Below are 12,181 nucleotides of genomic sequence, written 5' to 3' on the forward strand. Positions count from 1 at the left end.
GAGAAGATGGAGCACTTCCGAGTACATGCCATCATCCAGACTCTTGCCCTTCTAAGCTTTCTGATAGGAATTTACTACGCAAAGAGCCACAATCTGAAGATGCACCACTCGTTCGTTTACACTGCAGTGGGACTCCTGACGGTCGGGATCTCATATATGTTCTACACAATCGGTTGGGTTCCATCAACACACAGCAGGTTAGGACTTTTTGTCTACGTCTATGTTCTCCTCACAGTTCTAAGCGGAAGGGCTTTCCTGGGGAGAAAAATAACGAGGGAACAGCACAAGTTCTTGGCGATGATAGCGGTACTCCTGCTTATGCTCCAGATACTCTTCGGGCTCTACAACTATGTTCTCTGACCTTTATATTTCAGCACCACGAACTCCTTGTAGTCCATCACCTTCTCGAAGCCCTTCCTGAGATAGTAGCCGTAGGCCTCAAGGTTCGGGAAGGTTATCACGTAGGCATCTTTTCTGAGCTCGGCCAGGCGAGTTATGGCGAACTCTAGGAGCTCTGAACCGTAGCCTTTACCTTTGTAGGCAGGATCAACCATGAAGAACTCTATGAGGCCTGTTCTCTCGCTCTTAATCTCCTTTGGCACCCACCAGACGTCCTTTCCATCCAGGTTGTAGACGAGGGCGAGGGTGCCTATTATCTTTCTACCTTCCTTCAGAACGTATAGCTCGTCGAACTCTTTCCCAAGACGGAACTCAAGGAAAGGCTCGTAAACCTTCCTGAAGCCCTCAAAATCGTCAATATTCGGCTTGTTTTCTACCCATTCGAGCGCTGGATACGTCCCATTCGTGCCCCTGTAAACCCTGAAGACGAACTTTACCAGCTCATCTTTTAGCTTGATGGGAATTTCGATCATTTCAATCCCCACTTTCGATCACCAAAGGTTATTAGTCAGAAGCTCAATAAAACTCTTTGGTGGTATCATGAAGGAGATTGAGACTTTAGCTTTGGCTTTGGAAGTCGAGAAGACCGAGCTGAAGTTCTACCTAGAGCTGGCCAAAAAGGCCAAGGATGATAGGGCAAGAAGGATGTTCTTATTTTTGGCCCACGAGGAGGCTGGACACTGGAGCCTGTTTGAGGAGAAGTTCGTCGAGGCCTTGATAGAGAAGTGCGAGCTGCCCTCGGTGGATAGGAAAACTCTCGAAAAGCTTTTGGTTAAAGTGGACGAAAAAAACCTCAGTGAAGTCGATGCGGTAAGGATTGGAATGGAGCAGGAAAAGCTGACATGGGAGTTCTACGAGCGGGCGGCAAAGGAGGCCGAGCATGAGGGTGTCAGGCGTATTTTTGAAGAGCTCGCAAAGGTCGAGAAGTCCCACTATGAGCTGCTTAAAGCACAGTACGACTCCGTCATGAAGACGGGCATATGGATGGACTACATGGATTTCAGCCTCGAGGTTGACTGAGGAAGCGTTATAACTTTCAGGGACGATATATGGACGGTGATTCCATGCTGGGTTTGAATCCCATTTCCATAGACAAAGAAAAGCTGTCAAAGAAGGAAATCGTCCAGGCTCTCCGCTGGGCGGTCATAGCTGAGCTCGACGCTATAAACTTCTACGAGCAGTTTGCCGAGCTGATTGATGACGAGGCGGTAAAACACACCTTCCTCGATGTTGCAAACGAGGAGAAGGAGCATGTAGGCGAGTTCTTGGCTCTGCTCCTCAAGCTCGACCCTGAGCTGAAGGAGTGGATGAAAAGGGGATTTGAGGAGGTTGAAGGAGAGACCGGGATAAAAGTAGAGCTTTGAACTTTTTCTCTCTTTGAGGAACCAACATCCTGGAAAGAAAATGGTAGAGGGACTTACGGTCCGAGGTTCATCATCTGGCTGTACATTGCCCAGTCAAGGAGGAGCTCGTACTCGGCCTTGAGCGTGTAGTAGTGCCCCCTCTCCATGTCGCTGAGGTAGCGCATGAGTCTCCTCTTGTCTTCCGTTCCCATTATGTTCTCGAGCTCAGCGTAGAAGTTGGCTGCTATCTCTTCGGCTTTCATGGCCCAACGGATAAGGTCTATTATGTCCTCAACGCTGTGAAGCTTTCTCGTGACTGGCTGGAGCTCTGGCCCTATGTGCTCCTCCGGGAAGATGACATCTTCTCCAGGGAACATATTAGCGTAAATCCTCCTCAGGAGTTCCTCATGCTTCTTTTCCTCTTCTGCGAGCCATTCAATTTTCTCCTTCAAAGCCTGTATCTCCATCCTTTCGGCAAGACTTGTGTAGAACTCCCTTGCACCTATCTCGGCCTTTATGGCCATTCCAAGGAGCTCTTCAAGGGAGAAATCCCTAATCTTTTCGAGGGGAAGCCCCTCGTCAAGTTCAGATGGAATCATAAATCATCCCTCCGCAAGCAACAGTCCAAGTTCATTATAGACTCTTATTTTATTAAAGCCTTCCTCTTTCAAAACTGTAACGATGTCTCTGAGAATCCTGTTCTGGACGTTTATCGCCAGCATCTGGCAGGCGTGACATTCTGGGGTGGAGCGGGCCATGAGGAGGAAAACATCAATCCTATCTCCTTCAACCGTCAGGCCATAAACCAGCCCTTCGTCCACGATGTTAACTCCGGTTTCTGGGTCCTGAACTTTCTTCAGAATCTCGACCACCCTCTGAACCTCTGGGGGCAGATCCTTACGCGGCCCTGATTTTGGTCTTTTCCCTGACCTTAGGAGATCAAAGAGCCCCATAGCTCAGACCTTCTTCGAGCTCAAATCTTCGATCGTATAGCCTTTCTTGTTCTCAAAAACACCGACGGGGTTGTTCTTGAGGTCGTAGACGTAGACGTTGTCAAACTTGACGAGGGCAAAGCGTTCGATGATGTCACCGATTATCTTGGAGTAGGCTATCGCACTTGCCCCGGTTATATTGTACTCGGCGTGGCTCTCGAAGTTGAGCCAGATTTTCAGAGTATCATCCTTGACCTCTAGGCCAGCTATTACTCCCGAGTCAAGGATGTCCCCTCCAGTAACTGGGTCAGTTATCTTTCTGAGCTCATTGAGGACACTCTTATAGTGTTCTGGCCATTCGCGGTTGGGCATGTAGACCTTCATTTTTCTCACCGATAGGCATTCCTCATGTCGTGTTAAAAGCCTTCCTGGCCAGTTCTGCCCATAGTAGAATACTCTGCCGATATTGATGTGTAGATGGGGAAGGCTATCTTCACCCAAAGAACTATCGGTACGACATAGAGAGCAACTATCACTGCTTTCTGGAGTGCTACCATATCATCCAGCAGATACTTTGTCCACAAAAAGAGCACTATCAACAAGACACCAAGATGAGGGTTTTCTCTGAAGCCATTCCTACGATTAAAAAGAAGAGGGGGTTGGGGCCTGAGCTTTCACTCAAGCTCGACCTCGTTCTCCCAGAGGCCATGGATGTTGCAGTAGCTCAGGGCGTAGAGTTTGCCCTTCTTCTGGGTCCTGAAGAAGAAGATAGCCTTCGGCTCGGTAAGCGGGTCGCTGTGGTTGGTGAAGGCAACCCTGCCGACAAGAATCGGGAAGTTGCCGTCCTCAGGGTGGAAGTAAAGCTCGATCCAGGCGATGTGGTGCTCTGGGGTGTTCGGGTGTGGTATCTCCTTTCCGACGCTGACCTCAACTTTGATGAGGTCACCCTCCTTCTCGTACTCTATAACGGGCACGTGCTTCTCTCCCTTCCAGTCACCACTCTTTATGGTTCCGCTAAGCACTTTCACCACCTCACTCTATCTTTTCAAACATATCCTTGGGGGCGCCGCAGAGCGGGCAGACCCAGTCTTCGGGAAGGTCTTCAAACTTGGTTCCCGGCTCGATTCCGGTGTCCGGGTCGCCTTCATCCTCATCATAGATGTATCCACAAACTATACATTTCCACTTTGCCATTTCCATTACCTCACTCTAATGTTGTTAGTCAGGCCTTATAAGGTTTGTGTTTCAAACTTGTCCATTAAGAAAAACAAAGAAATCACTCGAAGACCACAAACTTATCTCCTGGAACACCGCACACTGGGCACTTCTCGGGGATTTCATCGACGGCGGTGTAGCCGCAAACGGGACAGATGTAGACCTTTTTTATCTCGAAGTCCTCTCCTTTCTCGACCCTCTCTTTTGCCTTTGCGTAGAAATCAGCATGTATCTTTTCTGCCTCGAGGGCGTAGTGAGTTGTTCTGACGGCATCCCTTTCGCCTTGGAACTCGGCCGCGTTCTTAAAGACAGGGTACATCTCCTCAACCTCGTGGGTCTCCCCATTTATAGCCTCTTGCAGGTTCTCGGGGGTCTTGCCCAGCTTTCCGAGGGCTATGAAGTGGTTCTTGGCATGGACAAACTCGGCATAGGCTATTGCCCTGAAGAGCTTGGCTATGTTAGGATAGCCCTCCTTCTCCGCCTGCTCGGCGAAGATAAGGTACTTCATGTGGGCCATGCTTTCGCCAGCGAAGGCCTCCTCCAGAAACTTCCGAGTCATTTTCCTTTCCGCAACCATACTATCACCAACAGAGGTTCTGCATTAATAGTTGGGTGGTGGGGTATATAACGATTTTCTAAACCTTGAGTTTGTACGCTTTATCACTTCAGTCAATAAGCAGTCCTTCTCTGATTGCTTTCTCGACCTCCATGGCTCTCCTTACGTCTCCGAGCACAACTGCCCCAATGGGCTTTTCATCTTTGTAGAAAACTTTCGTTTTTTCATCAAGCCACCTGCCTTCTCCCCTTGTTCTTCCAATCAATGCAACGTTTAAGTCGGCGAACTTAAAGAGCGCCGAGCAGAAGGAGAAGTCGTAGTGGTTATCCTGCTCCCTGAGCAGGTTTGCGAGGATCTTTGCGTGCTCTACAGCGGTTTTGGCAGTCCCGCATATCGTCCCGCTGTACTCGGCGCAGTCACCTATTGCGTAGATGTCCTTCGCAGAGGTTCTTAACCCTGCATCTATAAATATTCCACGCCCAGCGTGGATTCCGCTCCTCAAAGCTAGCTCCTTGTTGGGAACTACCCCGAAGGCGCAGACCTTAAGCCTCCCGGGGATGTACCCCTTATCGGTCTCCACACCGTTCTTATCGGCCTTCAAGAGGTTGGCCTCGAGGTGGAACTCAACTCCGACCTCCTCCAGCTTTTCCTAGAGCTTTTCGCTCAGCTCCTCGTCCAGTCTGAGGAGATTCTTGCTCCTGTGGATAAGCTTGACAGAATAGCCTGCCTTGGCCACATTCCCGGCCAGCTCAAGCCCTATGAAGCCGCCGCCAAGGACCGTGATCTCTCCCTCTCCTTCAAGCCTTTCCTTTATCATCTTGGCGTCGTCAAAGGTTCTTAGGGTCAGGATGTGCTCCCTCCCGGGTATGGAAGGCTCTCTTGCCCTTGCGCCAGTCGCAAGAACGAGGACATCATAAGGAATATTCCCCTTGCTCGTCACGAGAACATTCCTCGCTCTGTCTATGATCTTGGCTTCAACGCCTAATCTGAGGTCTATCCCCTTCCGCTCGTACCATTCGGCTGAATACGGAAAAAGAGCCTTTTCATCCACAAATCCTGCTATGTAGTGGCTCAGCATCGGCTTTGAGTAGTAAGGGAGACCTTCTTTGTCCACTATTGTTACTTCAAAGTCCCCAGAGAGTCTCTTAGCAAGTTCAACTCCTCCAGGCCCATCGCCGACTATTACAACCCTCACGCTGTCACCTCACAGCCGCGTATGGGGCGCTAGATAAAGTTCGAGCTGGGTGTTAAGGTGCTCGATGGGAACGTTGATGTATTCTGGCTTGCCCTCCGTGACGTCCTCGAGATATTCGACGTGGGACTTTATGGACGCGTAGTGGGATCTCTCCTGCGCCGCCAAGAATCCGAATATGATCCCGTGCTCCGGAAGGCGTTTTTCCAGGTGGGTGTATAGCCTCTCTGCGGTTTTTTCATTGATTAGGGCAATTCTCATAGCCTCCACGAGGTTGACAACAGTGTCGACTCTGATCGAGGTTTCGGCAAAGGGTATCCCTTCGGGAACGGTGTAATCAGTATCCCCAAAGAGCGTTTCGTGCAGTCTTAGGAGGGTCTTCTTGTGGGAGTCCTCTAATTTAGCGAGGGTCTGAAAGAAGTCTCTGAGCAGCCCCCCTGTTTTGAAGGCCAGGCCCTCATAAAAAGCCTTGGTATCGTCTTCTGAGGCTATAGCGTAGCCAATTATCTCCCTCAGCGGGAGCTTAACAAGTTTGTCAAGAATCTCATCCATTAACATCACCTGTGTGTAACATTTGTGTTTGAAGTATTTAAACCTACGCAATGAGACTAAATAATAAAAAGGTCAGGAAATCCACCTGACAAGCTTTCTGACGCCTTCTCTAAGCCTCTCCTCATCCTCTGGAGTTGGCCATCCGCGCGATTCAACCGTGTCCACGTGATCGAACTTGCTGCGGGTTATCATGGTCTCTATCTTCTTTCCAGCAACGCCCGCCCAGCCGAAGGCGCCGACTATTAAAACGGGCTTCTCATAGTTGGCCTTGTCGAGTATCTCGTAGAGAGCGTAGCGTATGCGTGGGTGTATCTCGGCCTCATAGGTGGATGCTCCTATTATGAGCGCCTCGCTGTCTGGGACATCGCCGAGTATATCGCTAACTGCAGGTGCTTCTTTGTCCGTGAACTTGTAGACAACCGGGTTGAGGCCGTGCTTCCTGAGCTCGTCCAAAACAATCTCCATCCTTCTCTCGACGAAGCCGTACATCGAGTCGTAGATGACGAGAACCTTGCCCTTCTTTACTTTTCCAGCACCGACAGCCTCGTAGTGCTCAAATATCCTCATGGGATTCTTGCGCCATATCAGTCCGTGTCCTGGGAGTATCATCCTTGCCTCCTGCACTATGCCGAGCTCCTTGAGCTTCTTTATGTTCTGGACTATGTACTTGTGGTAGTGGCCTATGACGGTGACTATGTACTTGGTGACATGGGGGAGATATTCCTCGATAACCTTTTCGTCGCTGTCGTCAATGACTGGGGGAATGGAGTAGCCTCCGCCGGCGTCGCAGCTGAAGATGAGCTTATCCTCAACGACATAGGTTATCATCGTGTCCGGCCAGTGAAGCCACGGGACGGTTATGAAGCGAAAGGTTTTTCCGCTGATGTTCATCTCCTCGCCGTCCTTGATTGTGTAGAAGTTCTCGACGACCTTTTCTCCGTAAAACCCCTCAAGGAAGCGCTTCGCAAAGCTCGTACCTATGAGCTGGGCCCTATACCCGTTGGCCTCAAGAACTGCCGGAAGGGCTCCGCTGTGATCCGGCTCGGTGTGATGGATGATGATGTGTGTTATCTCTTTGGGGTTAACGATGCTCTTGAGGGCCTCCATGAATTCCTCCGTATACTCTTTTTTGGTCATGTCAAAGAGAACAACGGCATCTTCGAGCTTCATGAGGTAAGCGTTGTAGGTTATGCCCTCCGGGATGTCCCAGGTAGCCTCGAAGTACTTGATCCCGTCGTCATCAATCCTTATAAGGTAAAGCTCGGGGTCATCCAGTATTTTTTCAGTCCAGACCTTGGGCATTGCGATCACCACATTGAGTTCTCTTCCGGGGGTTATTAACTCATCCCTTCAGGACTGCCAGTATCTCGTTTAAGTTCGGAAGCTCTCCGAGGGGATAGATCTTCACAAAAGCCACCCTGCCGTTTTCGTCTATTATCACGTTCGCCCTTCCAGAGATGCCATCCTTCTCTCTGAAGAAGCCATACTTACGTGCAACTTCCCCATGGGGCCAGAAGTCCGCCAGCATTCTAAGCTTTTTAAGGCCCATGTGATCCGCCCATGCCTTTTTTGTTGGGACTGGATCAACGCTTATTCCCACAGGAACGACGTTGAGCTCCTCAAGCTCATCGTAATGTTCCTCTAGAGCCTTCATTTGCCTTTCGCAGATGCTAGTCCATGCTAGAGGATGGAAAGACAGAAGAACCTTCCTCCCCCTGAAGTCACTCAGCCTGAACTCCTCCCCATTCTGGTCTTTCAAAACAAAATCCGGTGCAACATCACCAACTTTTACCATTTCAGAGCCTCCTTTTGATATCCAGAATCTTTTTTATCTCCTCAACCTTCGGCTCCCTCTTCCACAGCGGCGTTTTGTCCCTCTTGTAAGCAGGGACGAGCTCTTCAAATGTGGGCTTTTCGTTGATATAGAACACGCCGAGCGGGAGCGGATCGGTTTCAATCGCGCGCTTAAAGGCCGCTTCCCTGTCGTAGGGGTCATGGTCGTCCATCCAGTAGGTGTGCTCTCTGTACCAAGTGTAGGTGTTCACCTTGTTGAAACTGACGCAGGGGTGGAAGATATCGACTATGGCCAAACCTTTGTGCTCTATCGCCTTCTTTATTATCTCGACGCTCTCCCTGAAATACCCCATGAAGGTTCTCGCAACGAAGGACGCATCGAGGGCTATGGCAAGGGCAATGACGTTGAACGGCTCTTCAAAGACGCCCCACGGCTGAGTGGGCGTCTTCATCCCCTTCATTGTGGTGGGGGAAGCCTGACCCTTCGTGAGACCGTATATCTGGTTGTCGTGAATGAGAACGGTTATGCCGGGGTTCCTTCTTATCGCATGAAGGAGATGGTTGCCGCCTTCGGCGTACATGTCGCCGTCTCCACCCTCTGCTATGACAGTCAGCTCTGGATTCGCCACTTTAACACCTGTCGCTATCGGTATCGCCCTTCCGTGGAGCGTGTGGTAGCCGTTGGCGTTTATGTAGTGGGGCATCTTTGCCGCTTGTCCTATTCCGCTGATTATCGCGACCTGGCTCGGCCTCAGACCAAGCTCTGTCAGAGCGGAGATGAGGATATTCCTTATACCGAAGTTTCCACAGCCAGGGCACCAGGCGACGTCCTTGCTACCGGGTCTCTTGGGCTCAAAGGCTTCTCTGCCCTTTGGGAGATTCATTCTATCACCCCCTTTAGGGCCCCAAGAATCTCTTCCACGGAAAACGGCCTCCCATCGTACTTGAGAACTCTGTGATGAGCCTCAATTCCAAACTCCCTCCTTAGAAGCTCCGCGAACTGGCCCGTAATGTTGAGCTCAACGGCTATGATGGTCCTGCCTTCGAAGAACTTTTTTGCCTCCGGGTTGAGCGGGTAGAGCCAGCTGAAGTGGAGCAGCGCTACATCGTCCCTGCCGAGCTTCTCTATGGCCTCCTCAACGATGTGGAGCGTCGAGCCCCAGGCGACGATGATGTACTTGGCATCCTCCCCTCCGATGAGTCTTGGTAGCGGTGCGTTCTTCTTGATGGTCTTGAGTTTTCTGATTGCCCTCTTCTCCTGCATTCTGACTGTGAGTTCTGCATCCTCTGTTATGTCCCCCCACTCATCGTGCTCGTTTCCATTGGCTACAACCACATCCTCACCGTAACCCGGGATCGCCCTCGGCGATATTCCATCCCCGGTGAGCTCATACCTCCTATAGCCGGGCTTTGCTTCGACTATGTGTTTTTCGACCTTGACCTTATCCAGCTCGAGCTCAGGGAGGTTGTAGTAGGTATCCACAAGGTACTGGTCGGTGAGTATTATTACGGGTACCTGGTACCTGTCCGCCAGGTTGAATGCCTTGGCGCTCAGGTAGAATGCCTCCTCTATGTTACCCGGGGCGAGGATAATCCTCGGGAAGTCCCCGTGGCCGGCGTGGAGAGCGAGATTTAGGTCGCCCTGCATGGTTCTCGTGGGCAAGCCGGTTGCAGGTCCAGGCCTCTGGGCGAGGTGTATGACTATCGGGTTCTCGGCCATCCCGGCCAAGCTAAGCGCCTCGGTCATGAGGGCAAAGCCGCCGCCGGAGGTGGTCACCATAGCCCTCACTCCGGCGTACCAGGCTCCTAAGGCCATGTTGATTGCGGAAATCTCGTCCTCGGCCTGCTCCACCACTATCCCGAAGTCCTCCGCATGCTGTGCTGCGAAAACTGCCACCCCTGTTGAGGGGCTCATCGGATAGAAGCTGAGGAAGTTCATACCCCCGGCGAGGGCACCCAGAGCCACAGCCTCGGCCCCGCTGAGGAGTATCTCGTTCCTGGCCTTTTCTTTCCGTTGAACTTCCACCTTTACGGCACCTTCCTTGAGGAGCTTGAGGCCGAGTTCGTAGCCCTTTTTTGCCGCCTCGATGTTCTTCTGAACAACGTTCTTGCCCTTGCTCCCGAAGCGCTCCTTCAGATATTCCTCAACCGCTGAGAGTTCGCCGCGGAAGATGCCAACAACAATTCCCGCCGCTATGGTGTTGAGGTAGAGCTGACTGCCAACATCGAGCGCCATCTTGGTGAGGGGAACCTCGATGAAGTGAATCTTCTCGAGAAACTCCTCCTCGACGTTTTCCTTCTCGCCGATGACGACTGTACTCTCCGATATCCTGTCCTTGACCCACGGGAGAACACCGCGCTTGAAAGGAATTAGAATGTCTATCTTCTTCACGAAAGCCCTTACTCTCTTGGACGAAACCCTTATCTCCGTGGTATTTATGCCTCCACGAACGCGCGACATATACTCCTTGTTTGCATAGACGTTGTAACCTGAGAACTTCAGCGTTCTGGTCAGAATCTCCTCAACGGTCTGGATGCCCTGCCCTGCAGCTCCACCTAGAACCACAGAAAGATCTTCTTGAAACTCCACCATAACACATCACTTCGGATTAAGTTCGACTTTCAACATCATAAGGTTTGCGGATTAGATTTACATAATTTTCTTTTGCAAGCCTAAAAATCCTGCTCGCTGACGTTGATTTTCTGTAATAATGGAAAAGAAAAGGTGAGACAACTTCGTTAAAGATCCTCAATAACGCTTTTAACGACCTCAAGGGGCTCTTTAATTATGTCGAGCACGTCGTTGACGGTGTTGATGGCCACGTAGGTTTCGTCGTCCTTCTCGTAGAAGAGCACCGGACACTTCCACCTCCTCAGAGTTTTGAAAGGCCCTCAAAGAGGGCGCTCCAGAGCTTTAACGGCGTGAGTTCTGTGAGCATAAGCAGGCCGAGGAGCACGAGGATTACGCCCAAGGCCCGCTCCCACTTTGCTTTGCCAGACTTGCCTAGGCTTATCCTCCCGGAGAGGAACTTCCTGTTTATCCAGTCCCCCAAGTCCTTCGAGGAGACAATCAGGTAAACCGTCAGCCCCATGCCAAGGCCGTAGGTTCCCATCACGATTATTCCTTTGAGTGTGTCCCCGCTTAGTGCGGCAGTAATGACGGCGAAGCCGACGTAAGGGGCTATGCAGCCGAGCCATGTGGCCCCCAAGGCCGAGCCGAGGGCGAAGTCATACAGCTTTCCTCTCTTCGACGCCACCTTATCCGATGCCGAAAAGCTCAGGAACCTCTCAAGCTTGGCGCTTACGCTCTCGCTCAGGAAGCCCAGGCCAATCACTATGAAGCCGAGACCGCCTATGAGGTACAGGGCTCCCCTTATCTGGGCCGCGTAGGAACCAAAACTACCCGCCAGAGCGCCCAGGAGGGCGAAAGATAACACCATGCCAGCTATTATCAGCTCCACGCTCCTCCTCGCGAAAGTGAGGGAGAAAGTGCCAACTATGAGGGGCAGAACGCAGGGTGAGAAGACACTCAGTATTCCAGCCGAGAATATCGGCAGGAGAACCGCGAGGGTTAGGTTTGTGTTATCTTCCTGGGCACGGTGCGTTGCAGTTTCCGTGGTTTGAGTTTGTTCCCCTCCTTGGGGTTTTTCATCGTTTCCCACCGCGGTCTTCACGAAGAACTCCAAACCATTAGGATTGAGCGCACCGATCGCTACTCCCTTCAGGATTTTGGTGCCATTCTCGACCTTGAATATCACCATTGTTGGTGTTCCCGGAACGCCGACACTTATCTCTTCTCCCAGAGTTTTTGGCCTGTAGTAACCGGCGTTGTCGGGCTGGATGACCACAACGTCATCGTAAACCCTGTATCTGAGCGTTGTAAGGGAGCGCGCTTTGTAAACGTCGATGGAGACAAGGTTTAATCCCAAAAGGGTCTCCTTGGATTTCTCAGTCGGGAAAACGCTTGTCTTCATGTAGTTGCACGCTGGACAGCTCTCCGAGTGGTAGAAGATGAAAAAGTACTCGCCCTCGTGGGCCCTGATTAGGCTATCCAGCTCTTCCACGGTTGAGACATCGTGAAAGGTTAGCTCGCCGTATTTTACCTCACCGGCCTTAGCAAATCCAATCGAGAGCATGAAAATGAATATGATTGGGAGCAACTTCCTCATAAATATCACCCAAAATAATAAATTTACGG

The 12,181-nt window shown here is 51.1% G+C and carries 17 protein-coding genes and 1 pseudogene; 3 read left to right on the top strand and 15 right to left on the bottom strand.

Going from position 1 to position 12,181, the window contains the following annotated elements:
• The first annotated feature begins 6 nt into the window (after positions 1-6).
• Positions 7-360, top strand: coding sequence for a hypothetical protein (locus E3E33_RS02675; protein ID WP_012571835.1), 354 nt, complete (start codon positions 7-9; stop codon positions 358-360).
• Here E3E33_RS02675 and E3E33_RS02680 read toward each other — a convergent pair.
• On the bottom strand, positions 348-872 hold the full coding sequence (locus E3E33_RS02680; protein ID WP_206203395.1) for a GNAT family N-acetyltransferase: 525 nt from the start codon (positions 870-872) through the stop codon (positions 348-350). The two genes, E3E33_RS02675 and E3E33_RS02680, sit on opposite strands and share 13 nt — an antisense overlap.
• Before the next feature lie 67 nt (positions 873-939).
• On the opposite strand from E3E33_RS02680, the gene E3E33_RS02685 reads away from it, so the two are divergent.
• Together E3E33_RS02685 and E3E33_RS02690 are read left to right on the top strand one after the other, a co-directional pair.
• A complete protein-coding gene (locus tag E3E33_RS02685; protein WP_012571833.1) occupies positions 940-1,419 on the top strand; it encodes a ferritin family protein in 480 nt (159 codons plus the stop codon).
• Positions 1,420-1,448: 29 nt separating this feature from the next.
• On the top strand, positions 1,449-1,763 hold the full coding sequence (locus E3E33_RS02690) for a ferritin family protein (protein ID WP_012571832.1): 315 nt from the start codon (positions 1,449-1,451) through the stop codon (positions 1,761-1,763).
• A 53-nt stretch (positions 1,764-1,816) separates the two neighbouring features.
• On the opposite strand, the gene E3E33_RS02695 is transcribed toward E3E33_RS02690, so the two are convergent.
• The 14 genes and pseudogenes from E3E33_RS02695 to E3E33_RS02765 all read right to left on the bottom strand — a co-directional run bounded on the left by E3E33_RS02695 (position 1,817) and on the right by E3E33_RS02765 (position 12,152).
• On the bottom strand, positions 1,817-2,341 hold the full coding sequence (locus E3E33_RS02695) for a ferritin family protein (protein WP_167711883.1): 525 nt from the start codon (positions 2,339-2,341) through the stop codon (positions 1,817-1,819).
• 3 nt (positions 2,342-2,344) lie between these two features.
• Positions 2,345-2,695 (bottom strand): iron-sulfur cluster assembly protein, encoded by a 351-nt coding sequence (locus E3E33_RS02700; RefSeq protein WP_012571830.1) that lies wholly within the window; start codon positions 2,693-2,695, stop codon positions 2,345-2,347.
• Positions 2,696-2,698: 3 nt separating this feature from the next.
• A complete protein-coding gene (locus tag E3E33_RS02705; protein ID WP_167711896.1) occupies positions 2,699-3,058 on the bottom strand; it encodes an iron-sulfur cluster assembly protein in 360 nt (119 codons plus the stop codon).
• Between the two features lie 32 nt (positions 3,059-3,090).
• Positions 3,091-3,273, bottom strand: a complete 183-nt coding sequence (locus tag E3E33_RS02710; RefSeq protein WP_167711884.1) for a hypothetical protein — start codon at positions 3,271-3,273, stop codon at positions 3,091-3,093.
• A gap of 75 nt (positions 3,274-3,348) precedes the next feature.
• Positions 3,349-3,696, bottom strand: a complete 348-nt coding sequence (locus tag E3E33_RS02715) for a class II SORL domain-containing protein (RefSeq protein ID WP_012571828.1) — start codon at positions 3,694-3,696, stop codon at positions 3,349-3,351.
• A 10-nt stretch (positions 3,697-3,706) separates the two neighbouring features.
• Positions 3,707-3,868, bottom strand: a complete 162-nt coding sequence (rd, locus tag E3E33_RS02720; RefSeq protein WP_012571827.1) for a rubredoxin — start codon at positions 3,866-3,868, stop codon at positions 3,707-3,709.
• 82 nt (positions 3,869-3,950) lie between these two features.
• Positions 3,951-4,466, bottom strand: coding sequence for a rubrerythrin family protein (locus E3E33_RS02725; RefSeq protein WP_012571826.1), 516 nt, complete (start codon positions 4,464-4,466; stop codon positions 3,951-3,953).
• Positions 4,467-4,554: 88 nt separating this feature from the next.
• Positions 4,555-5,640: pseudogene (locus E3E33_RS02730) on the bottom strand (NAD(P)/FAD-dependent oxidoreductase).
• Positions 5,641-5,649: 9 nt separating this feature from the next.
• Positions 5,650-6,189, bottom strand: coding sequence for a ferritin family protein (locus tag E3E33_RS02735; protein ID WP_012571824.1), 540 nt, complete (start codon positions 6,187-6,189; stop codon positions 5,650-5,652).
• A gap of 72 nt (positions 6,190-6,261) precedes the next feature.
• Positions 6,262-7,491 carry an FprA family A-type flavoprotein gene (locus E3E33_RS02740; RefSeq protein WP_012571823.1) on the bottom strand — a complete coding sequence of 410 codons (1,230 nt, stop codon included), beginning with the start codon at positions 7,489-7,491 and terminating at the stop codon, positions 6,262-6,264.
• Positions 7,492-7,531: 40 nt separating this feature from the next.
• The gene (locus tag E3E33_RS02745; protein WP_167711885.1) at positions 7,532-7,984 is read right to left on the bottom strand and encodes a peroxiredoxin; all 453 of its coding nucleotides are present in this window, start codon (positions 7,982-7,984) and stop codon (positions 7,532-7,534) included.
• 1 nt (position 7,985) lies between these two features.
• The gene (locus tag E3E33_RS02750) at positions 7,986-8,867 is read right to left on the bottom strand and encodes a thiamine pyrophosphate-dependent enzyme (protein WP_167711886.1); all 882 of its coding nucleotides are present in this window, start codon (positions 8,865-8,867) and stop codon (positions 7,986-7,988) included.
• Complete coding sequence (locus tag E3E33_RS02755) at positions 8,864-10,576, bottom strand: 2-oxoacid:acceptor oxidoreductase subunit alpha (protein WP_167711887.1); 1,713 nt, start codon at positions 10,574-10,576, stop codon at positions 8,864-8,866. Before E3E33_RS02755 ends, E3E33_RS02750 begins: the two co-directional genes overlap by 4 nt.
• Positions 10,577-10,856: 280 nt before the next feature.
• Positions 10,857-12,152 carry a cytochrome c biogenesis protein CcdA gene (locus tag E3E33_RS02765; protein ID WP_167711888.1) on the bottom strand — a complete coding sequence of 432 codons (1,296 nt, stop codon included), beginning with the start codon at positions 12,150-12,152 and terminating at the stop codon, positions 10,857-10,859.
• Positions 12,153-12,181: the final 29 nt, after the last annotated feature.

The organism is Thermococcus sp. GR5, from assembly GCF_012027535.1.
GTDB classification, from domain to species: Archaea; Methanobacteriota_B; Thermococci; order Thermococcales; family Thermococcaceae; genus Thermococcus; species Thermococcus onnurineus.

Excerpts from the sequence above, each read along its gene's own strand:
- E3E33_RS02745 (WP_167711885.1), bottom strand. The coding sequence starts at position 7,984 with ATGGTAAAAGTTGGTGATGTTGCACCGGATTTTGTTTTGAAAGACCAG.
- E3E33_RS02765 (WP_167711888.1), bottom strand. The coding sequence starts at position 12,152 with ATGAGGAAGTTGCTCCCAATCATATTCATTTTCATGCTCTCGATTGGA.
- E3E33_RS02755 (WP_167711887.1), bottom strand. The coding sequence starts at position 10,576 with ATGGTGGAGTTTCAAGAAGATCTTTCTGTGGTTCTAGGTGGAGCTGCA.
- E3E33_RS02700 (WP_012571830.1), bottom strand. The coding sequence starts at position 2,695 with ATGGGGCTCTTTGATCTCCTAAGGTCAGGGAAAAGACCAAAATCAGGG.
- E3E33_RS02750 (WP_167711886.1), bottom strand. The coding sequence starts at position 8,867 with ATGAATCTCCCAAAGGGCAGAGAAGCCTTTGAGCCCAAGAGACCCGGT.
- E3E33_RS02690 (WP_012571832.1), top strand. The coding sequence starts at position 1,449 with ATGGACGGTGATTCCATGCTGGGTTTGAATCCCATTTCCATAGACAAA.
- E3E33_RS02705 (WP_167711896.1), bottom strand. The coding sequence starts at position 3,058 with ATGAAGGTCTACATGCCCAACCGCGAATGGCCAGAACACTATAAGAGT.
- E3E33_RS02735 (WP_012571824.1), bottom strand. The coding sequence starts at position 6,189 with ATGGATGAGATTCTTGACAAACTTGTTAAGCTCCCGCTGAGGGAGATA.
- rd (WP_012571827.1), bottom strand. The coding sequence starts at position 3,868 with ATGGCAAAGTGGAAATGTATAGTTTGTGGATACATCTATGATGAGGAT.
- E3E33_RS02680 (WP_206203395.1), bottom strand. The coding sequence starts at position 872 with ATGATCGAAATTCCCATCAAGCTAAAAGATGAGCTGGTAAAGTTCGTC.
- E3E33_RS02695 (WP_167711883.1), bottom strand. The coding sequence starts at position 2,341 with ATGATTCCATCTGAACTTGACGAGGGGCTTCCCCTCGAAAAGATTAGG.
- E3E33_RS02675 (WP_012571835.1), top strand. The coding sequence starts at position 7 with ATGGAGCACTTCCGAGTACATGCCATCATCCAGACTCTTGCCCTTCTA.
- E3E33_RS02725 (WP_012571826.1), bottom strand. The coding sequence starts at position 4,466 with ATGGTTGCGGAAAGGAAAATGACTCGGAAGTTTCTGGAGGAGGCCTTC.
- E3E33_RS02685 (WP_012571833.1), top strand. The coding sequence starts at position 940 with ATGAAGGAGATTGAGACTTTAGCTTTGGCTTTGGAAGTCGAGAAGACC.
- E3E33_RS02740 (WP_012571823.1), bottom strand. The coding sequence starts at position 7,491 with ATGCCCAAGGTCTGGACTGAAAAAATACTGGATGACCCCGAGCTTTAC.